Source organism: Bradyrhizobium sp. 179 (assembly GCF_023073535.1).
Classification (GTDB): domain Bacteria; phylum Pseudomonadota; class Alphaproteobacteria; order Rhizobiales; family Xanthobacteraceae; genus Bradyrhizobium.
The window spans coordinates 21,132-40,978 of record NZ_JADPJR010000130.1; the positions used below are offsets into that span (position 1 = coordinate 21,132).

Annotated in this window: 21 protein-coding genes; 12 read left to right on the plus strand and 9 right to left on the minus strand. The window is 64.9% G+C overall.

What is annotated here, in order from left to right:
- Positions 1-54 precede the first annotated feature (54 nt).
- Both IVB12_RS29160 and IVB12_RS29165 read right to left on the minus strand, forming a co-directional pair.
- Entirely contained in the window at positions 55-507 is a 453-nt protein-coding gene (locus IVB12_RS29160) for a DNA polymerase III subunit chi (protein ID WP_247304255.1), read from the minus strand.
- Positions 504-2,003, minus strand: a complete 1,500-nt coding sequence (locus IVB12_RS29165; RefSeq protein WP_247304256.1) for a leucyl aminopeptidase — start codon at positions 2,001-2,003, stop codon at positions 504-506. The genes IVB12_RS29160 and IVB12_RS29165 overlap by 4 nt, the downstream gene beginning before the upstream one ends.
- Positions 2,004-2,339: 336 nt before the next feature.
- On the opposite strand from IVB12_RS29165, the gene lptF reads away from it, so the two are divergent.
- The 9 genes from lptF to IVB12_RS29210 all read left to right on the plus strand — a co-directional run bounded on the left by lptF (position 2,340) and on the right by IVB12_RS29210 (position 11,940).
- Positions 2,340-3,509, plus strand: a complete 1,170-nt coding sequence (gene lptF / locus IVB12_RS29170) for an LPS export ABC transporter permease LptF (protein WP_247304258.1) — start codon at positions 2,340-2,342, stop codon at positions 3,507-3,509.
- Positions 3,506-4,603 carry an LPS export ABC transporter permease LptG gene (lptG, locus tag IVB12_RS29175; protein WP_247304260.1) on the plus strand — a complete coding sequence of 366 codons (1,098 nt, stop codon included), beginning with the start codon at positions 3,506-3,508 and terminating at the stop codon, positions 4,601-4,603. Before lptF ends, lptG begins: the two co-directional genes overlap by 4 nt.
- Entirely contained in the window at positions 4,603-7,089 is a 2,487-nt protein-coding gene (locus tag IVB12_RS29180) for an LPS-assembly protein LptD (protein WP_247304262.1), read from the plus strand. The genes lptG and IVB12_RS29180 overlap by 1 nt, the downstream gene beginning before the upstream one ends.
- A 68-nt stretch (positions 7,090-7,157) precedes the next feature.
- Positions 7,158-8,084 carry a SurA N-terminal domain-containing protein gene (locus IVB12_RS29185; RefSeq protein WP_247304264.1) on the plus strand — a complete coding sequence of 309 codons (927 nt, stop codon included), beginning with the start codon at positions 7,158-7,160 and terminating at the stop codon, positions 8,082-8,084.
- On the plus strand, positions 8,084-9,109 hold the full coding sequence (gene pdxA, locus IVB12_RS29190; RefSeq protein WP_247304267.1) for a 4-hydroxythreonine-4-phosphate dehydrogenase PdxA: 1,026 nt from the start codon (positions 8,084-8,086) through the stop codon (positions 9,107-9,109). Before IVB12_RS29185 ends, pdxA begins: the two co-directional genes overlap by 1 nt.
- Complete coding sequence (gene rsmA, locus IVB12_RS29195; RefSeq protein ID WP_247304269.1) at positions 9,109-9,966, plus strand: 16S rRNA (adenine(1518)-N(6)/adenine(1519)-N(6))-dimethyltransferase RsmA; 858 nt, start codon at positions 9,109-9,111, stop codon at positions 9,964-9,966. The genes pdxA and rsmA overlap by 1 nt, the downstream gene beginning before the upstream one ends.
- A 23-nt stretch (positions 9,967-9,989) precedes the next feature.
- Positions 9,990-11,048 carry an alcohol dehydrogenase gene (locus IVB12_RS29200; protein WP_247304271.1) on the plus strand — a complete coding sequence of 353 codons (1,059 nt, stop codon included), beginning with the start codon at positions 9,990-9,992 and terminating at the stop codon, positions 11,046-11,048.
- 75 nt (positions 11,049-11,123) lie between these two features.
- Positions 11,124-11,360 carry a hypothetical protein gene (locus IVB12_RS29205; protein ID WP_247304273.1) on the plus strand — a complete coding sequence of 79 codons (237 nt, stop codon included), beginning with the start codon at positions 11,124-11,126 and terminating at the stop codon, positions 11,358-11,360.
- A 388-nt stretch (positions 11,361-11,748) separates the two neighbouring features.
- On the plus strand, positions 11,749-11,940 hold the full coding sequence (locus tag IVB12_RS29210) for a hypothetical protein (RefSeq protein WP_247304275.1): 192 nt from the start codon (positions 11,749-11,751) through the stop codon (positions 11,938-11,940).
- A 71-nt stretch (positions 11,941-12,011) separates the two neighbouring features.
- Here IVB12_RS29210 and IVB12_RS29215 read toward each other — a convergent pair whose 3' ends face one another.
- On the minus strand, positions 12,012-12,239 hold the full coding sequence (locus IVB12_RS29215; protein WP_247304277.1) for a hypothetical protein: 228 nt from the start codon (positions 12,237-12,239) through the stop codon (positions 12,012-12,014).
- Entirely contained in the window at positions 12,236-13,060 is an 825-nt protein-coding gene (locus IVB12_RS29220) for a Crp/Fnr family transcriptional regulator (protein WP_247304279.1), read from the minus strand. Before IVB12_RS29220 ends, IVB12_RS29215 begins: the two co-directional genes overlap by 4 nt.
- A 232-nt stretch (positions 13,061-13,292) precedes the next feature.
- Between IVB12_RS29220 and IVB12_RS29225 the strand changes: the two genes are divergently transcribed.
- Together IVB12_RS29225 and IVB12_RS29230 are read left to right on the plus strand one after the other, a co-directional pair.
- Positions 13,293-13,463, plus strand: a complete 171-nt coding sequence (locus tag IVB12_RS29225; RefSeq protein ID WP_247304281.1) for a hypothetical protein — start codon at positions 13,293-13,295, stop codon at positions 13,461-13,463.
- A 6-nt stretch (positions 13,464-13,469) separates the two neighbouring features.
- On the plus strand, positions 13,470-14,171 hold the full coding sequence (locus IVB12_RS29230; RefSeq protein WP_247304283.1) for a Crp/Fnr family transcriptional regulator: 702 nt from the start codon (positions 13,470-13,472) through the stop codon (positions 14,169-14,171).
- 42 nt (positions 14,172-14,213) lie between these two features.
- On the opposite strand, the gene IVB12_RS29235 is transcribed toward IVB12_RS29230, so the two are convergent.
- Both IVB12_RS29235 and IVB12_RS38220 read right to left on the minus strand, forming a co-directional pair.
- Complete coding sequence (locus tag IVB12_RS29235) at positions 14,214-14,831, minus strand: cupin domain-containing protein (RefSeq protein WP_247304285.1); 618 nt, start codon at positions 14,829-14,831, stop codon at positions 14,214-14,216.
- 20 nt (positions 14,832-14,851) lie between these two features.
- On the minus strand, positions 14,852-15,226 hold the full coding sequence (locus tag IVB12_RS38220; protein ID WP_256466511.1) for an MAPEG family protein: 375 nt from the start codon (positions 15,224-15,226) through the stop codon (positions 14,852-14,854).
- Positions 15,227-15,699: 473 nt separating this feature from the next.
- On the opposite strand from IVB12_RS38220, the gene IVB12_RS29245 reads away from it, so the two are divergent.
- A complete protein-coding gene (locus IVB12_RS29245; protein WP_247304286.1) occupies positions 15,700-16,917 on the plus strand; it encodes a hypothetical protein in 1,218 nt (405 codons plus the stop codon).
- On the opposite strand, the gene gmk is transcribed toward IVB12_RS29245, so the two are convergent.
- The 3 genes from gmk to mltG form a co-directional block, all read right to left on the minus strand.
- The gene (gene gmk, locus IVB12_RS29250; RefSeq protein WP_247304288.1) at positions 16,850-17,509 is read right to left on the minus strand and encodes a guanylate kinase; all 660 of its coding nucleotides are present in this window, start codon (positions 17,507-17,509) and stop codon (positions 16,850-16,852) included. The genes IVB12_RS29245 and gmk overlap by 68 nt on opposite strands.
- A gap of 3 nt (positions 17,510-17,512) precedes the next feature.
- On the minus strand, positions 17,513-18,400 hold the full coding sequence (locus tag IVB12_RS29255) for a YicC/YloC family endoribonuclease (protein ID WP_247304290.1): 888 nt from the start codon (positions 18,398-18,400) through the stop codon (positions 17,513-17,515).
- A gap of 121 nt (positions 18,401-18,521) precedes the next feature.
- Positions 18,522-19,805 carry an endolytic transglycosylase MltG gene (mltG, locus tag IVB12_RS29260; RefSeq protein ID WP_247304293.1) on the minus strand — a complete coding sequence of 428 codons (1,284 nt, stop codon included), beginning with the start codon at positions 19,803-19,805 and terminating at the stop codon, positions 18,522-18,524.
- Positions 19,806-19,847: the final 42 nt, after the last annotated feature.

The following is a 19,847-nucleotide window of genomic DNA, read 5'->3' on the forward strand; positions in this document are numbered from 1 at the left end:
ACCGAAGCCAGCATCGTTCGAAAAGTGCAAATTATCATTAATTGCGAGCAGTCTTTAACTCCGCTTCTGCCACCGGCCCCGCTCGTCGGCCTGCCAATAGGTGACATCAAATCCCCGCGCCTTGCAATCGGCCCAGGCACTGCGGGCGAGCGCAAGCGCGTCCGGATCGTCCCCGTTGAACAACAACACCATGCGCTCGTAGCCCTCCGCGTCCTGCGGCAGCGCGGCGTTGTCGACCAGAAAGCGGACATTGGCGCCGTTCGGATTGTCCGCCTCGATCGCCAGCACGATCGGCTGGTCGACGGCATCGTTCACGCGCCATGTCGCGTGCGGCAGGAAGGAATCGTCGCGATAGGTCCACAAATGCGCGTCCAGCGCATCGGCGCGCTCCTCCGACGTCGACTGCACCACGACGCGCCAGCCGCGCTCGAGGGATTTCTCCAGAAGCGGCGGCAACACGTTCTCCACCGTCATGTTTTGCAGATGATAAAACAGCACTTCGGTCATTTGCGCTCGTAATGATCTGCGACCAGACGATCCAGCAGACGGACGCCATAGCCGCTTCCCCAGCTCTGGTTGATGTCGGTCTTCGGCGCGCCCATGGCGGTGCCGGCGATGTCGAGATGCGCCCAGGGCACATCGTCGACGAAGCGCTGCAGGAACTGCGCCGCGGTGATCGAGCCGCCGTGACGGCCGCCGGTGTTCTTCATGTCGGCGAACTGGGAATCGATCAGCTTGTCGTATTCGGGACCGAGCGGCATGCGCCAGACCTTTTCCCCGCTCTCGAGGCCGGCCGCGATCAGCCGGTCGGCGAGCTCGTCATTGTTGGAGAACATGCCGGCGTGCTCTGTGCCGAGCGCGACCATGATGGCACCGGTCAGCGTCGCCAGATCCACCATGAATTTGGGCTTCACCTTCTTCGCCACGTACCAGAGCACGTCGGCGAGCACGAGGCGGCCTTCGGCATCGGTGTTGATGATCTCGATGGTCTGGCCCGACATTGAGGTGACGATGTCGCCCGGCCGCTGCGCATTGCCGTCGGGCATGTTCTCGACGAGACCGATGGCGCCCACCACGTTGACCTTGGCCTTACGAGCCGCGAGCGCATGCATCAGGCCGACGACACAGGCAGCTCCCCCCATGTCGCCCTTCATGTCCTCCATGCTGCCGGCGGGCTTGATCGAGATGCCGCCGGTGTCGAAGCAGACACCCTTGCCGACGAAGGCGACGGGCGCCTCGCCCTTCTTGGCCCCGTCCCAGCGCATGATCACGGTGCGGCTGGGCCGCGTCGAGCCTTGGCCGACGCCGAGCAGCGCGCCCATCCCGAGCTTCTGCATCGCTTTGACGTCGAGCACCTCGACCTTGACGCCGAGCTTGCGGAGCTGGCCGGCGCGGCGCGCGAATTCCTCGGGGAAAAGCACGTTCGGCGGCTCGTTGACGAGGTCGCGCGCCATGATCACGCCATCGACGACGTGACCGGCCGCGGCGAACGCCTTCTTCGCAGCAGTGGCATCGCCGACCGCAAGCGAGATGTCGGCGCGCGAGCCGCCCTCCTCGCCGTCCTTCTTCTTGGTCTTGTAGCGGTCGAACTTGTAGGCGCGTAAGCGAAGGCCCGAGGCGACCGCGACCGCCTGCTCGCTGGTCATGGCGCCATCGGGCAGCTCCGCCAGGATCGTCATGGCTGCGGTCCCGGCCGGAAGCTTGCTTGCCGCCACGCCGCCGAATTTGAGGAAATCGTTCGCCTTCAGGCTGGCCGCCTTGCCTGCGCCGATCACGATCAGGCGGGTGGCCTTCACACCCTCAGGTGCCAGGATGTCCAGCGCGGCCCCGCTCTTCCCCTTGAAGGCGGCCGCGGAGGCCGCCCGCTTCACGAGGTCAGCGGCGCCGCCGAGCGCCTTCGCCGTCGCGGGGCCGAGCTTCAGGCCATCGTCGCAGAACACAACCAGGATGCCACGGGGGGCGGCAGACAGCGGGACAAAGCCGACCTTGATGGCATCGGACATGGGTAACTCCTCCAAAACATGGGGCTTTTCGCCGTTCCGCGGTCCTGGCCAAGGGCCGGAGCTGAACGGCGATTCACTGAGGCTTCCGTACTATGGGCCAGCGGCCCGCCAAATGCCAACGCCGCCGTGGCCGTCAGGCCACAACGAGCGAAATATTAACCATATATTGAGGGTGCCACGGGGCAGCCATTTTGTTGATGGATCAAAGGGATGCTAGTGAGAGAGTAAGCTGGCGGAACCGATGGCTGGCCGTCCCTCGGGGATCCCGTTTCGGGATTGGGTCGGGCAGCGGGATTCCGGCGGCATGGGGCGTGGTGGGAATTCGTGCGGTAGCGCATGGGGTCGATCGATAAGTATATCTTCCGCACGACGCTCGCGTCGTTTGCGCTGGTCCTGGTCAGCCTCACCGGCGTGATCTGGATTACGCAGGCGTTGCGCGGCATTGACCTGATGACGAGCCAGGGTCAGACCATCCTCACCTTCCTCGGCATCACCAGCCTCGTCATCCCGGCCCTGGTCCTGATCATCTCGCCGATCGCGTTGATGATCGCGATCTCGCACACGCTGAACAAGCTGGCGACCGATTCCGAGATCATCGTGATGAATGCGGCGGGCTTCTCGCCGTTCCGCCTGTTCTATCCGTTCTTCTACGCCACCTGCGTGGTGGCGCTGCTGGTCGCCTTCATCGCGGCCTATCTCGCTCCCGACGGCATGCGGCGGATCAAGCAATGGGACGCCGAGATCACTGCCGACGTGCTCACCAACATCCTCCAGCCCGGCCGCTTCGCCCAGCTCGACAAGAATCTGACGATCCGGATCCGCGAGCGTCAGCCCGGCGGCATCCTCGCCGGCATCTTCATCGACGATCGCCGCGATCCGAACGAGCGCGTCTCGATCGTGGCCGAGCACGGCGAGGTCGTGAAGAACGAGACCGGATCGTTCCTGGTGCTGGAGACGGGCAATCTCCAGCGCTTCGAAGCCGGCAAGCGCGACCCGGCGCTGGTGGCGTTCGGCCGCTATGGCTTCGACATGTCAAAATTCTCGGGCCAGGGCCGCGACGTCACCCTCGGCATCCGCGAACGCTATCTCTGGGAGCTGTTCTCGCCGTCCGAGGACGACCCGGTCTACAAGCAGATTCCCGGCCAGTTCCGTTCGGCCCTGCACGACAGCATCTTGGCGCCGATCTATCCGTTCGCCTTTGCCGTGCTGACCTTCGCCTTCCTGGGTGCGCCTCGCACCACCCGCCAAAGCCGCAATTTCTCGATCGGCTCCTCGATCCTCGCGGTGTTCGGCCTGCGCATGGCCGGTTTCGCCTGCTCGGTGATGGCGGTGAAATCGCCGGGGGCGGTGCTGGTGCAATACGCGATGGTCGTGGGCGCCATCGGCGTCGGGCTCTGGATGATCATCGGCGGCGTCGTGGTCGAGCCGCCTCCCCGCCTCATGGAGGCCATCAACAGATCGAACGCACGGATCGCGCGGCTGTTCAGACGGCCGGCCATCGCATGAGCATGCTCACCAACACACTCGGGCGCTATTTCGCCGGCCGCTTCGTGGTCGCCGCGCTCGGCGTGTTCGCCAGCATCTTCCTGCTGCTGGTGCTGGTCGACTATATCGAGATGGTGCGCAAGACCTCGGGCCTTGCATCCGCCTCGGCGATCATGGTGGCCGAGACCTCGCTGTTCCGGGTGCCGCAGCTCCTGGAGAAGCTGACGCCGTTCTGCATGCTGATCGGCGCCATGACCTGCTATCTCGCGCTCTCCCGCCGGCTCGAGCTCGTGGTCGCGCGCGCTGCCGGCATCTCCGCCTGGCAGTTCATCTCGCCGGCGCTCGGCAGCGCGCTCCTGATCGGGGTGATCGCCACCGTCGCCTACAATCCGATGTCGGCCAACTTGCGCGAACTCTCCAAGCGCATGGAGGCGGAGCTGTTCGGCTCGGCGCCCGGCGGCGGCATCCAGGATGCGTCCGGCTTCTGGCTCAATCAGGTGACCAGCGACGGCCAGACCATCATCAATGCGGCGCGCAGCGAGCAGCAGGGCATCCGGCTCACCGGCCTCACCCTGTTCCGGTTTGATACGGAGCAGCACTTTAAGGAACGGATTGAGGCGCGCGAGGCGACGCTGGAGGCTGGCCGTTGGCTGTTCAAGGGCGTCCGCCGCTTCTCGCTGGACTCCCCGCCAGTCGACCAAGCCCGCCTCGAGATCCCGACGACACTGACCGAGGCGCAGGTCCGCAACAGCTTTTCCACACCAGAGACTGTGTCCTTTTGGCAACTACCGAGCTACATCCGCTCCTCCGAAAGCTCGGGCTTCGCGACAGCAGGATACCGACTCCAGTATCAGAAGCTTCTGGCACAGCCGTTTTTGCTGGCGGCCATGGTGATGCTGGCGGCCTCCGTGTCGTTGCGCTTCTTCCGGATGGGCGGCGTGCAGAAGATGGTTTTGAGTGGCGTGGGCGCAGGCTTTCTGCTCTACGTCCTGTCGAAAGTAACTGAGGATTTGAGCAAGGCTGAGTTGATGCATCCGATCGCTGCGGCGTGGTTGCCCGTTGTGGTGGGCGGCCTCACCGGCTTTTTGGCCTTGCTCTATCAGGAGGACGGATAGTGACTGCCGTCCACCGAGGGCTCGTGCCTCGTTCGACGCGGCGCACATTGGTGCGCGCGAACGGGCGCGGTTGGTCCGTTCGCAGGCTCCTGCTCACAGTGGCCGCTGCCGCTTCGCTCGGCGCGCTGATCAACCTTGCCGCAGTGGTGCCCGCCTCCGCCCAGTACACCTATAATCCGCTGCCGCCGCGTCCGAAGCCGCAGAGGGGCCCCAACGACAACCAGATGCTGGTGCAGGCGACCGAGGTCGACTACGACTACAACAATTCGCGCGTCTCCGCGGTCGGTAACGTCCAGCTGTTCTACAACGGCACCAGCGTCGAGGCCGACAGGGTCATCTACGACCAGAAGACCAAGCGGCTCCATGCCGAAGGCAACATCCGCATGACGGATGCCGACGGCAAGATCACCTATGCCGAGATCATGGATCTGTCCGACGATTACCGCGACGGTTTCGTCGATTCGCTGCGCGTGGACACCGCCGACCAGACCCGCATGGCCGCGAGCCGCGCCGACCGCTCCAGCGGCAATTACACCGTGTTCGAGAACGGCGTCTACACCGCCTGCGCACCGTGTAAGGACGATCCGAAGAAGCCGCCGCTGTGGCAGGTGAAGGGTGCGCGCATCATCCACGACCAGCAGGAGAAGATGCTGTATTTCGAGACGGCACAGCTCGAATTTTTCGGCGTGCCGCTCGCCTACATGCCCTATTTCTCGACGCCCGACCCGACCGTGAAGCGCAAATCCGGCTTCCTGATGCCGGGCTATTTCCCGGGCACGACGAACACCGGCTTCGGCGCCGAAATTCCCTATTATTGGGCGATCGCGCCCGACATGGACGCAACCATCACCCCCCGCTTCATGACGCGGCAGGGCGTGATGCTGCAGGGCGAATTCCGGCAGCGCCTGATCGACGGCGCCTACCAGATCCGCGCTTATGGCATCGACCAGCTCGATCCCGGAGCGTTCGCCGGGCAGCCCGGCGACCGTCAGTTCCGCGGCGCCGTCGACACCAAGGGCCAGTTCGCGCTGAACGACAAATGGGTCTGGGGTTGGGACGGCGTCCTGATGTCCGACTATTATTTCTTCTCGGACTACCGGCTTTATCAATACCGCGACCCGCTCGGCTCGTTCCTGCTGCTGCCGACGGAAGCGCTGTCGCAGCTTTATCTGACCGGCGTCGGCAATCGCAGCTTCTTCGATGCGCGCACGATGTACTGGCTGAGCTATTCGGGTAACCAGAGCCAGGTGCCGATCGTCTATCCGGTGATCGACTATTCGAACGTGCTCAACTATCCCGTCTTCGGCGGCGAGTTCAGCTACAAGACCAATTTCGTGAACCTGTCGCGCGACGGAGCGGTGTTCGATCCGATCACGACGGTCGCCAATACCAGCAGCCTGTGCACGACGGCATCGGCCGATCCGCTGGCCCGTACGCCCTCGCAGTGCCTGCTGCGCGGCTTCCCCGGCACCTACACCCGCCTGACCGCAGAAGCGCAGTGGCGCAAGTCCTTCACCGATCCGTTCGGCCAGATCTGGACGCCGTTCGCCAGCCTGCGCGCCGATGCGATCAATTCCTCGGTCTCCAACCAGCCGGGCGTGTCGAACTACCTGCCCGTCGGCGACACCCAGGCGTTCCGCCTGATGCCGACCGTGGGCCTCGAATACCGCTACCCCTTCATCAACATTCAGCCCTGGGGCTCGACCACCGTCGAGCCGATCGCACAGATCATCATCCGGCCGAACGAGACCTATGCCGGCAAGCTCCCGAACGAGGACGCCCAGAGCATGGTGTTCGACACCTCGAACCTGTTCAGCGTCGACAAGTTCTCCGGCTACGACCGCGTCGAGGGTGGTGGCCGCGCCAATGTCGGCGTGCAATCCACGACGCAGTTCGACAAGGGCGGTGCCGTCAAGGTGCTGTTCGGCCAGTCCTACCACCTGTTCGGCCTGAACTCCTTTACGGTCCAGGACACCCTCAATACCGGCCTCAATTCCGGCCTCGACAAGCCGCGTTCCGATTACGTCACGAGCGCCAGCTACTCACCCAACAGCACGTATACGTTCAGCGTCCGCTCCCGCATGGACGAGCAGACCTGGAACGTCCAGCGTTTCGAAGCGGAAGGCCGCGCCAATTTCAATCGCTGGTCCGTCAGCATGCTGTACGGCAATTACGCAGCGCAGCCGGAACTCGGCTACCTGACCCGCCGCGAGGGCATCCTGACGACAGGCTCGCTGAAGGTCGCCGCCAACTGGGTGGTGTCGGGCTCGGCCCGCTGGGATCTCGAGGCCAACAAGATCAATCAGTATGTGCTCGGTGCCGGCTATGTCGACGATTGCTTCGTGCTGGCGGCGAACTATGTAACTTCCTATAGCTATTCCGCGGGATCCGCACCGCCCGTTCTGAGTCACGCGTTCATGTTCCAGATCGGCCTGCGCACGCTGGCGACCTCGTCGACGACCAGCGGTTCCTCGGGCCTCCAGTGAGCGTTTTGAAGTGCCGGCCGCGCTTGCCCCACCACAGGCTCGGCGCGGCTGACATGCGAGCGATAACCATGACGATTCCGTTGCCGATCTTCCGCCTCCTTCTCGTCCTCGCCGCCCTGTTCCTGGCCGGTGCGCCGGCGCGGGGGCAGAACATCGTCGTCATGGTCAATGGCGATCCCATCACCGATTTCGACATCGAGCAGCGCTCCAAGCTCGACCAGCTCACGACGCAGAAGACCCCGAGCCGCGAGCAGGTCATCAACGAGCTGATCGACGACAAGGTGAAGATGAAGGAAGGCAAGAAGTACGGGGTCGATCCCGGCGTCTCCGACATCAACCAGTCCTATGAGGGGATGGCGCAGCGCATGCGCATCACGCCGGACCAGCTCACCAAGTCGCTCGAATCCAAGGGCGTCCGCCCCGAGACGCTGAAGGGCCGCATGAAAGCCGAGATGGTCTGGACCAGCCTCGTCCGCGGCCGCTACAAGGAGCGCCTGCAGGTCGGCGAGCGCGACGTCGCGCAAGCCGTGCAGGCGCAGAGCGGCGAGAAGCTTCAGGTCGAGGGCACCGAATACAAGATGCAGCCGATCGTGCTGATCGTGCCGCGCGGCTCGTCGCCGGCGTTCGTGGAAACACGGAAGAAGGAAGCCGACACCTACCGCGCGCGCGTCGGAAGCTGCGAGGAAGCCAACTCGCTGTTCCGCTCGACACCGAACGCCACCATCCGCGACACCGTCACCAAGACCACCGCAGAACTGCCCGAGGCGCTGCGCAAGGTGCTCGACGACACGCCGATCGGCCACCTCACCGCGCCCGAAGTGACCAAGGCTGGTATCGAGATGGTGGTGCTGTGCGCGCGCAAGCCGACCATGATCGACACGCCGAAGAAGCGCGAGGTCCGCGAGAAGATGTATCAGGAGAAGTACGAGAAGACCCAGAAGGCCTATCTCGAAGAGCTCCGCAAGGCGGCGATGATCGAATATCGCAACCGCTAATGGCCGAGCCCTCCTCAGCGCGCCCGGTAAAACCCCTCGCCCTGACCCTGGGAGAGCCCGCCGGCATTGGTCCCGACATCACCATTGCGGCCTGGCTCAGGCGCCGTGAGCTGAACCTGCCCGCCTTCTACCTGCTCGGCGACGAGGCGCTGATCGCCCGGCGCGCCAAGGCGCTCGGCGCCGACATCAGGATTGCCGCGGTGAACCCCAGTGAGGCCCACGCCACCTTCGCGAACGCCCTGCCGGTGGTTGCCACCGGCGAGCGCGCCACGGCCGAGCCCGGCAAGCCCGACGCATCGAGCGCGCCGGCCGCGCTCGCCTCGATCCGCCAGGCGGTCACCGACGTCCGCGAGGGCCGCGCCGGCGCCGTCGTCACCAATCCGATCGCCAAGAGCGTGCTCTACCGCGCAGGATTCCGCCATCCCGGCCACACCGAATACCTCGCCGAGCTCGCCGCGACGGACGGCCACGTCCCGCAGCCGGTGATGATGCTGTGGTCGCCGCAGCTCGCCGTGGTGCCCGTGACCATCCACGTCTCGCTGCGCGAGGCGCTGGCCCAACTCACGAGCGAATTGATCGCCTCGACCGTTCGCATCGTTGCGACCGAGCTCAAATCCCGCTTCGGCATCACGAGGCCGCGCATCGCGGTCTCCGGCCTCAATCCGCACGCCGGCGAGGACGGCTCGCTCGGCCACGAGGAGCAGACCATCATCGCGCCGGCGCTGAAGGCGCTGCGCAACGACGGCATCGAAACCAGGGGTCCATTGCCTGCCGACACCATGTTCCACGAGGCCGCGCGCCAGACCTATGATTGCGCCGTCTGCATGTATCACGACCAGGCGCTGATCCCGATCAAGACGGTGGCTTTCGACGACGCCGTCAACGTCACGCTCGGCCTGCCCTTTATCCGCACCTCGCCCGATCACGGCACCGCCTTCGACATCGCCGGCACCGGCAAGGCCAATCCGGCAAGCCTGATCGCCGCGCTTCGGCTCGCCAGCCGCATGGCGGCTGCGAACCTCTGATGAGCGCGATCGACGACCTCCCGCCGCTGCGCGAGGTCATCCGCCAGCATGCGCTGTCGGCCCGCAAATCGCTCGGCCAGAACTTTCTGCTCGACCTCAACCTCACCGCGCGCATCGCGCGCGCCGCCGCGCCGCTCGAGGACTCCACCATCGTCGAGATCGGCCCCGGCCCGGGCGGGCTGACGCGCGCTTTGCTCGCGCTCGGCGCGAGACGCGTCATCGCCATCGAGCATGACGAGCGCGCGATCCCGGCGCTTGGGGATATCGCCGCGCGCTATCCCGGCCGGCTCGAGATCGTGCATGGCGATGCCATGAGTTTCGACCCGCGTCCGCTGCTCGACGGCGAACGAGCAAAAATCGTCGCCAACCTGCCCTACAACATTGCGACCCAGCTCCTGATCAACTGGCTCACCACCGAGCCCTGGCCGCCCTGGTACGAGACGATGGTGCTGATGTTCCAGCGCGAGGTCGGCGAGCGCATCGTTGCGCGCGAGGACGAGGAGGCCTATGGCCGGCTCGGCGTGCTCGCCAACTGGCGCTGCGAGACCAAAATCCTGTTCGACATTTCGCCGTCCGCCTTCGTGCCGCCGCCGAAGGTCACCTCCTCCGTGGTGCGCCTTAAGCCGCGCCCACACCCACTTGCCTGTGATCGCAGGCTGCTCGAGCAGGTCGCCGCCGCCGCGTTCGGCCAGCGCCGCAAGATGCTGCGGCAAAGCCTGAAATCGCTTGGCGTCGATCCGGCGCGGCTGGCGCAAGCCGCCGGCGTCGATGCGACGCGGCGTGCGGAGACCATTCCGATTGCCGGCTTTGTTGCCATGGCCCGTGAATTGGCTGATATACGCAGCGAAGCTGAGTAACCAAGAACTCCGGAGGAAAGAAAATGGCGCTGATGCGCAGGCAGTCCCTGGTCAAGTTCGACGCGCCCTTGTGCGAGACCATCGTCGAGACGCCCAAGCCGCAAGGTCGCGAAGTCCTGGTCCGCATCGAGCGCTGCGGCCTCTGCCACTCCGACCTGCACATCCAGGACGGCTATGCCGATCTCGGCGGCGGCAAGAAGCTCGATACCACGCGCGGCATGACGCTGCCCTTTACGCTCGGCCATGAGATCGCCGGCGTCGTCGACGAAGTCGGCCCCGACGTTCCCGCCGGACTCGTCGGCGCGAAGAAGGCGGTATTCCCGTGGATCGGCTGCGGCCAGTGCCGCGACTGCCAGAACGGCGACGAGAACCTCTGCGTCAAGCAGCGCTTCCTCGGCGTCTCCATCGACGGCGGCTTTGCCACCCACGTGCTGGTGCCCGACGCCAAATATTTGCTCGATTACGATCCCCTTCCCGTCAACCAGGCCGCGACGTTAATGTGCTCCGGCGTCACCGCCTATGGCGCGCTCAAGCGCCTGGTCGACCGTCCGCGCCAGCGTAACCTCCTGCTGATCGGGCTCGGCGGCGTCGGCATGATGGGCCTGTCGTTCGCGCAGGCGATGTTCAAGCAGCCGATTACGGTCGCCGACCTCTCGCCAGCCGCGCGCGAGACCGCACTGAAGAACGGTGCTGCCGTCGCCTACGATCCGGCCGAGCCCGACGTGATCAAGCGCATCCTGAAAGAGAGCGAGGGCGGCTTCGACGAGATCGTCGATTTCGCCGGCAACGAGAAGTCGATGGCGTTTGCCGTCGCGGTCGCCGCGCGCGGCGGCAAGATCGTCGTCTCCGGCCTCATGGGCGGCCAGTTCACGCTGCCGATGGTGCAATGGGTCTACAAGCGCATGACCATCGAGGGCTTCATGGTCGGCACGCTCGCCGAAGCCCACGAGCTGATGGCGCTCGCACGCGCCGGCAAGATCAAGCCGACGCCGATGCGGGAGGAGCCGATGGGCGACGTCCAGAAATGGATCGACGAGCTCCGCGCCGGCAAGGTGGTCGGCCGCATCGTGCTCAAGAACTGACCGAAGCGCGACGGGCCTGACGCAAGTCTCGCCCGCCCGTACGGAACACCTGCGGCCGCGCCGCGTTGGCAGCGCATGTCGATCCGTTGCACCGTCGAAAGCGCATTCTTCATCGCCTGGAGCTGCCTGGAGAAGAGCGGCGAGCTCGGTCCTGCGGACGAGAGCGCCAATGTCATTCTCGATGCCATCGAAGCGCAGCTTCGAACAGGGGAGCGCCGGCAGTTGATGCTCGCCAACAGGGCGATCGACGCTTACCGCCTGCATGCGGCGAGGAGCAACGCCGCCGCGCAACGTGAAGCGCGCCTTGGATGATGGTGTTCGGCGGCTACCCGGCGTATCCGAGACGCCGGTTGGCACGCGTTCACTCCTGTATGTTCACTCCTGAACACGCGGGCACGCTCAGCCGGTGCCCGTAGTTCTCCGGCGGAGAACAGAGTTCAATGGCATCTGGAACGTAACGGCACCATTTGGAACGCCGCGAACGTTCATTGCATTGATGCCGCATCAGCAACGATGGAGTTAATGCGGATGACAAAGCCCTGGGCGAAACGGTGCGATCGGTTCCCAAGCAGAACCGGAGTCCCACGGCGGCCGGTCGCGCGCCGTCAGTTCCCGCGATGACGAGAAGCAGGACATTCGCGAGCAGGATGCGCATGGCAAACTCACCCAGAACACCAGCAACAGGCACATGGGATAGACGATGAGGGGAATGTTGGATGTGACGAGTCTCGGCCGATGGTACGATCCCATCTCGGAGCGCTGGGTTGAGCCGCGCGACACGCCGACCGCGACATCGCCTCGGACGGAGGATGACGCCGTCTTCGAACGTCAACGGAAATTGCAGGCCGAACGTATCTGGCGCGCGCTGGTCGATTGCTGCGCGCGCGAGTGAGACAATTGCAAGTCATACACAATATGTCTGCAAGATGTCTGCAAGGCCGGCGCCGTGGATGGCGCCGGCCCTTATTTTTTCTTGCCGTCGGTCCCGTTCTCTTGTTTGGACGCATCGGTCATGCCGGGCCGATTTGCCCGATTTGCATTCATGCCGGTGGTATCCATCGTCCCCTTCTCCGTGGCGCCGTTGGTGTTCTCCGGCCTTTCCATGCCGCTCTGTGGAGCGGGCCCGGTATTCTGGGCGATGACGGGCCCGGCCATGGCTGCAAATGTAATTGCTGCGATGAGTGCTTTCATGGGCATCTCCCTCGTCCCATGGATGACGTGCCCGCGACAGAGTTGTTCCCCACTCTCGAGCCGGACCTCGCGCTGACGTGCGCTGCCGCTTGCGGCGGCGACTGACGCTTCTGGTGCAGATAGGCCGGGTTGAAATCCCCGAGCCGCTGCAACTCGCGCCATTTCAGCACGATTAGCTCGCCATCGCGAAGATCCATGGCCCCGCTCCGCCTGAGATCGGCGAGCGTCCGGTTCACGGTCGCGATCGCCATGCCCAGCGTCTCGCCGAGCTGCGCCAGGCTGATCGGCATGCGGCAGCGATTGCCGCGGACCAGTTGCGCGGCGCGGGCGCGATAGAACAGCTCGCAGAACAGGTGCGCCATGCGCGCCTGCATGGGACGGGCGCTGTTGTTGGTGATGGCTTCGCGAAAGATCGCGGCGTCGAGCAGCGTCTCGCGCCAGACGGCCATTCCGAAAAGCGGTCGCCGCCTGAACGCGGCGAACAATTCGCGATGCGGGATGAAGGCGACCGAAGCAGGCCCCAACGCACTCAGCCCATGGTCCATTTGGTCGATGAACAGGCCTTGCGCGTCCGGCAGGTCGCCGGTCAGATGGAACGCGAGATATTGCCGCCGCCCGCTGCCAAGCAGATGGTAGCGCGCGACCATGCCCGACACGACCAAGACCGAATGTTCAGGTTCGTCGCCCTGACGGATGAAATCCTCGTTCGGCGCATAGTCGCGCACCGTGAAGGTGAGTGTGCGGATCTCGGCAATATCCTCCTCTGCGAGCACGGTGTGCTCGCAGAGGTTCCGGATCAGCACCTCGTGGGCTTTTTCCATACCGCCGCCAAAAATCGCACTGGTTCTATCAAATGATACATCTGACTTGTATCCAGCGGATTAGAACGCGAGGCGGAAGCACAGGTTGCTAACCGGTTTGCGATGGCACCGGTTTGCTTCAACTCGATCACCGCCGAACCGAGCCGGCCTTCTCATGAGCCCTATCACGATCCTTGAGCGCATCCGCCACCTGTTCGCATCGGAGCGAAGCGAGCACCCAAGAAGCGAGTACTTGGACAGCATCAACCACGCCTTCCTGAAGGGAACGCTGAACGAGCCGGTCCGGCCGATGTCGGATCAGGAACTCGCCCACGCTATCCGCGAGTTCCGCGCTGTGCCCGTCTCCGACTGGACCGTCGCAAAGCTCTCGCGGCGCTTTGTCGAAGTGCCCCGTGACGACTGAAGTCTCATGCCGCATTCGAAGTTCATCGCGCGCCTCGATGCCATAGAAGGCCTTTCCGAGGACGAACGCCGGCAAATCGCCGGCTTGCCATCTACGCTGCGCCAGGTCGCGGACGGCGAGATCGTGCTGCGCCAGGGCGAGGCCGCCACGCGCTGCGTCTTTGTTGTGAGCGGCTTCTTCTATCAGGCCCGCATGGTCGGTGATCGCAGCCAGATCCTCGCATTCCACGTGCCCGGCGACATGCCGTGCCTGCACACGCTGCTGGTCTCAACCATGGATGCGGACCTCGTCGGCCTCGGGCCAAGCATCGTCGGCACCGTCGCGCACAGTCAGCTCAGGCAGCTTCTCGATGGCTCCGTCCACCTGACCCGCGCGTTCTGGCGCGAGACGCTGATTGACGCGGCGATCTCGCGGCAATGGATCGCCCGCCTCGGCGCTCAGGCAGCGCTGCCGAAGGTAGCGCATCTCATTTGCGAGCTCGCCGCGAGGCTGGAGATCGTCGGGCTCGTCACCGACGGCTGCTTTCAGATGCCGATGACACAGCGGCACGTGGCGGACGCCTGCGGACTGTCCATCGTCCATGTCAATCGCACCATCCAGGAGCTGAGACATCGCGGATTGATCGCGTGGGAAGGCAGCGAGATCGAGCTGTTGCAGCCCGAAGAGCTGCGAAGGCTTGCGGATTTTGCGCCTGACTATCTGAGCTGAACGCAGCCAGTGAACGCATGCTCGAGCTGGGGGCCGAACGCATTACCCTCTCGCTCGCGGCTTGGTCCGCCATGATTTGAGCAGCGGGCCGTTGCGTCCCAGCACCGGATCGGCTTTCGGCCTGCGCACCTTGGTAATGCGTTTGATGGCGTCTGGACGCTCCCTTGTGTCGGTGCACTCGTCATACGTTCCGTCCCGCGGATACGCTCCGACGACCAGAAAGTCCCGGCTGGCCTCAATGAGCCGGTGTCCGGTGCCTGCGGGAAGCACCAGAACGTCGCCGGCCTTCACGCGCAGAACCCGCCCCTTGATCCCGCCGCACTCGATCCTGGCCGTGCCGCGCGCCACGCCCATCACTTCATGGACTTGCGAATGATAGTGCACAAAGTCGTACACGGTATCGCGCCATGACCGGCCCCAGCCGTTCGCATCGAACAGCGTGTCGATGATGACCTCTGGCGCAAAACGCCGAGGCTTGAGGTTCACCGCCCCGCGATAGAGCAAGAGCGGAAAATGCGGGTTGTTCGGCACGACGCCGTCATCCCTGAAATGGATGGCCACCGGCTTCCGAGCCCGCACCAGCGCCCGCAGTGTCGCCGCGTCGGGATGCTCCTCCACCAGCTTCTTGGCGAGATTCTTGATCTGGTCCTTAACCGGCATAGCGTCGCCTCAGCCGCGATTCAACGGCTGCGGAGATGATAAGTTTCCAACGGAGAACCTGCGCAGCCCGCCATTTGATTTCTATTCCGGTGCGTTGCGCAGCCGCCGCAACAGCCGCCGAAAACCGGTAGACCTTCGATGCAATTGGCCTGAGCCCGTGCGAGGCGCTGCATCAAGGGCGATAGTCCGGAATTGTCTGGGGCGAAGACGTTGGCCGCAACCTTTCCAGTCACGACGGGATACGTTCGGATTGTTCCCATCACGACCAACAGAAGGAGCGCCCACGAAACGAACGCTGCCAGTACGTAGCCGCTTCGGCTCCGCCTGCTTGCAAATGACGTAGAATCCGAGACGACGGGCGGCGGGGTTGATGTGGCCCCGGGGGCGTCGGGCAAAACACCTCGTCAAGCACTCACCCCAAAAAGATTTTTCTTTTCCGAATTTCGGATTTGTGGCATACACACTCTTCGTAGCGCACGAACATGCGGGTGCCGCCGGCGCCCGGCCTTCCCTGCGCCCTTTGGCCATCATTGGGCGATGAGAGCAGAGCAAGACGCGGGCGAACGCGCCGCGGGAGCGCGCCGCTATGCTCCTTCTGTCTCGATACGCAAGCCAGACCGTCGACCAAGACGACGGCGTGACCTTCACCGGCTCGGGCCGCCTCGGCGCCCGCAGTGGTTCCAGCTGCGGCGGAACCTGGAGTTCGGCGGAGCATAGCTACGCGAATAGGCCCAATTTCGCGGCGGAACAAACGCGCTGCGAGCCCGATTCAAGCCACATCCTCTCCGGATTTGCGGCTCATTGCCACCCAAGTCTTTGACGACAAAGGGCGAGTAAGAGTTGCGTCATGCGTAACCGGGAGACCAGGATGGGCAACCGCACCGCAAAATTCATATCCGCGCTAGTCGGCAGCATCATTGCCGGCGCGCCACTGGCCGCCGTGTCGCAGAACGCACAGAACGCGCCGAGCACGGCCAACGCGGCCGCCGACTGCCTCGTCTCGCCCAAGGGCGCCGCGCCGCAGGGGCAGCACTGGTACTATCGCATCGAGCGTGGGACCAAGCGGCAGTGCTGGTATCTGCGCGCCGCCGGCGACAAGGACGGCGCGAAGTCCGTGCAGAGCGCGCAGGCTACGAGCGATACGCCGACCGGAGTCGCGCCGGCGCAGCAGCAACACCCGACGCAGGATGCGCGCGCCGAGTATCTGACATCACGGAGCGGTGACGCCGCCAAAGCACCAAACGCAACTGCGCAACCCGCAGGCGCGACACGGGCGCAACCATCTGCAGATCAGGCCGCTGACGGCAACGCGCAACAATCCGCCACGCCGTGGCCCGATGTCTCCGCCTCCGCCCCGCCCGCGCCGCAGCCGGCGCCTGCCGTTGTCGCGGCAGCCGCCCAGCCGAGCGCAAAGCCGTCAAAATCCCCTTCCTCCCCGGCACCCGCCGCGGCAGACAGCACGACCGACAAGCCGACCGGCTCGGTCCAGATGCTGCTGCTCGTGATTGGCGGTGCGCTGGCCCTCGCGGGAATCCTCGCCAGCCTCATCTACCGCTTCGCCGGCGCGCGCGTCCGGGTCCAGTCCGCCGACCGCCGCACACATTGGGACGATTGGGAGCCGCAGAAACAGGACGCAAGCCGCGCGCCCTGGCTCGATGCGACGTCGGCCAACGCCCAGCCGTCGCGCCCCATCGACTTCGATGCGCCGCGTCCTCAAGCGACGAAACAAGCGACAAAACTTGCCGCGATCGGCCGCGAGATCGATCTGATCGACGCGCGCAAGTCGCGTGCCGCGATCCCTGCCGCAGAACCTGACGAGGTCAGGCCCGCCGAGGCCAAGATCAAGATATTCGACCGGGATTTCGAAATCGAGGCCGCTGCGCCCCGGCTCGCCGCCAACGAGATCGGCAAGGATCGCGATGAGGCGCCTGCAGGCCGCCACGAGGATGCGGTCGACGTCGACGTCATCACGACGATGCTGGAACAGCTGGTGAAGGAAGGGCCGCGCCTGTCGCGGTCTAACCTTGAAGCTGACCTTGCAAACTTCGCACGAAGCCTGCGAGGCCAATCCGCCGCTCGCGCTTGAGACGCTCGGCCTTCAGGATCGACTGCACTTCGCCGAAGGCCTCGTCGACGTCGTGGTTGATCACGATGTAGTCGTACTCGGCCCAGTGGCTCATCTCGTGACTGGCGCGGCTCATCCGCTTGCGGATCACGTCGTCGGAATCCTGCGCGCGCGAGTGCAGGCGCTTCTCGAGATCGGCCGCCGAGGGCGGCAGGATGAAGACGCTGACGACATCGGCGCGCGCCTTCTCGCGCAACTGCTGCGTGCCCTGCCAGTCGATGTCAAACAGCACGTCCTGCCCGGCCGACAGCGCCGCCTCGACCGGGCCGCGTGGCGTACCGTAGCTGTTGTCGAACACCGTCGCCCATTCCAAGAGCTCGCCAGCCTTCACCATCGCTTCGAACGTGGCCTTGTCGACGAACGAATAATCCTTGCCGTTGACCTCGCCCGGCCGCATCTCGCGCGTGGTCGCGGAGACCGACATCTTCAGGCCCGGCATTCGCTCGATCAGGAGACGCGACAGCGTCGTCTTGCCCGCGCCCGAGGGCGAGGACAGCACGAACATCAATCCGCGGCGCTCGACACCGTCAGTTCCGTGACCGCCCGTCGTCATCGATCACTCCAGATTCTGGACCTGCTCGCGGAACTGCTCGACCACATTCTTCATGGCGAGTCCCGTATTGGTGAGCTCGATGTCATTCGACTTCGAGCAGCAGGTATTGACCTCGCGGTGAAACTCCTGCGCCAGGAAATCGAGCTTGCGGCCGATCGGACCGCCCTTGCCGATCAGCTCGCGCGCCTGCGCGATGTGGGAGGCGATGCGATCGAGCTCCTCGCGGATGTCGGCCCTGGTCGCGATCAGGATCGCTTCCTGCATCAGGCGATCGGCATCGAAACGATCGGAGGTGTCGAGCAGGGCCGCGATCTGCTCTGCCAGCTTCGCCTTGATCGCCTCCGGCTTGCGGCCGGGCGCAGCCTCCGCTTTCTTCGCCAATTGCTCGATCTCGTCGACGCGCTGGGTCAGGATCTGCCCCAGCGAGGTGCCCTCGCGTTTGCGCATCTCGACGAGATCGGCAAGCGCTTTGTCGAAGGCCTCCGCCACGGCGGCGCGTGCGGCCTTGTCCTCCTCCTCGTCGCCGTCGGGCTCGGCGACCTCGACGACGCCCTTGATGGCGAGCAGGCCGTCGACGCTCGGCGCCACCGCATCGACCTTGCCGGCGATCAGCGCCGCCGCCTTCAGCACGGCGTTGAGCACGTCCTCGTTGATGCGGACCGCGGCCGCGGCGTTGGTGCGCTTGACGTTGAGATTGGCGTAGACCGTGCCGCGCGACAACAGCTCGCCGGCGCGCTTCTTGGCGTGCGCCTCGAGCTCATCGAATCCCTGCGGCAGCCGCACCCTGAGGTCAAAACCCTTGGCGTTGACCGACTTCAATTCCCATTCGAACGTGTACGGCCCGCTTGCGCCGTTGCTTCGGGCAAACCCGGTCATGGACGACAGCGCCATCGGTTGAGATTCTCCAGAAACGCGGGATTCGCGAGGCCATCAAGCCACGCGAATCTTAAGACTATTTTGCCGGAAAGTGGAATCCGCAAAGAGCATGGACGGCGCTGCGCGCAGCCCCGGCCTAGCGCTGGACCACCGGCGGCGAGGGCTGCACCGCGCCCTGCCGGGCCGGCGCGGGATTGGCTGGATTGGCCGGCCGGACCGCGGGCGGCTTTTTCTGCTGGTTGGGCCGTGCCGGCGTGGTCGCGGTCGGTGTATCGGCGGCGCCGGGCGCAGCAGCGGCCGGTGGCTGCGCGTCCTCGGCCGGCTCGACCGTGTCGTTCTGGATCTGCTTCTCGATCGCACGAAGCTTCGCGACGTTCTTCTGATGCGCGTCGTAGGTCTCGGTGAAGGCGTGCCCGCCGCTGCCGTCCGCGACGAAATAGAGATCGCGGGTGCGGGCCGGGTTGGCGGCGGCCTCGAGCGAGGCGCGGCCCGGATTGGAGATCGGCCCCGGCGGCAGGCCCTCGATCACATAGGTGTTGTAGGGAGAGGGCTGCGTGATCTCGCTGCGCTTGATCGGACGGCCCAGCGTGCCCTTGCCGCCGACGAGGCCGTAGATGATCGTGGGATCGGACTGCAGCTTGATCCTCTGCTTCAGGCGGTTGACGAACACCGCCGCGACGCGGCTACGCTCGTCCGGCTTGCCGGTCTCCTTCTCGACGATGGACGCCAGCGTCACCAGTTGCTCCGGCGTCTTGACCGGAATGTCCTGGTTGCGGCGTTCCCAGATCTCGGCCAGCACCCGCTTGTGTGCCTGCTGCATGCGCTGGATCACCTGCTCGCGCGTGGTGCCGCGCGGGAACTTGTAGGTCTCCGGCAGCAACGTGCCCTCGCGCGGCAGCTCGCGCACGCTGCCGGTGAAGATGTCGTTGTCGGACAGCCGCGCCACGATCTGCTCGGAGGTCAGGCCTTCCGGGATCGTCACGGCATGCTGCACCACCTTGCCCTCGACGATGGTGGCGATGACGTCGCGCAAGGATGCGTTCTTCTGGAACGAATACTCACCGGGCTTGAGGTCCGAGCTCGCCTTCAACGCGGCGACGCTGGCGATGAACACCCACGGATTGACGTCGGTTACGCCTTCCCGGTTCAGCGTCTCGGCGATGTCGCGCTTGCCCGCGCGCTGCGGGATATTGACGATCTTGTCTTCCTTCAGCGGTCCCGGCGCCTCGAGCACCTGCCGGCCGTAATAATAGACGCCGCCGGCACCGAGCATGGCGAGCAACAGCAGCGTGATGATCGCGTTGCCAACCACCACGAAGGGATTGCGCGCACGGTCCGATCGCTTGGGCGGCGGCGGGACCTGCTCGGGCTCGAGTGCAGCCCGCGGACTCCGGGGCGAAATGGGCGGCCTTTCACTCATCGAAGCAACCTGAATCCTGCCGGTTCAATCGCGGCCTGACAA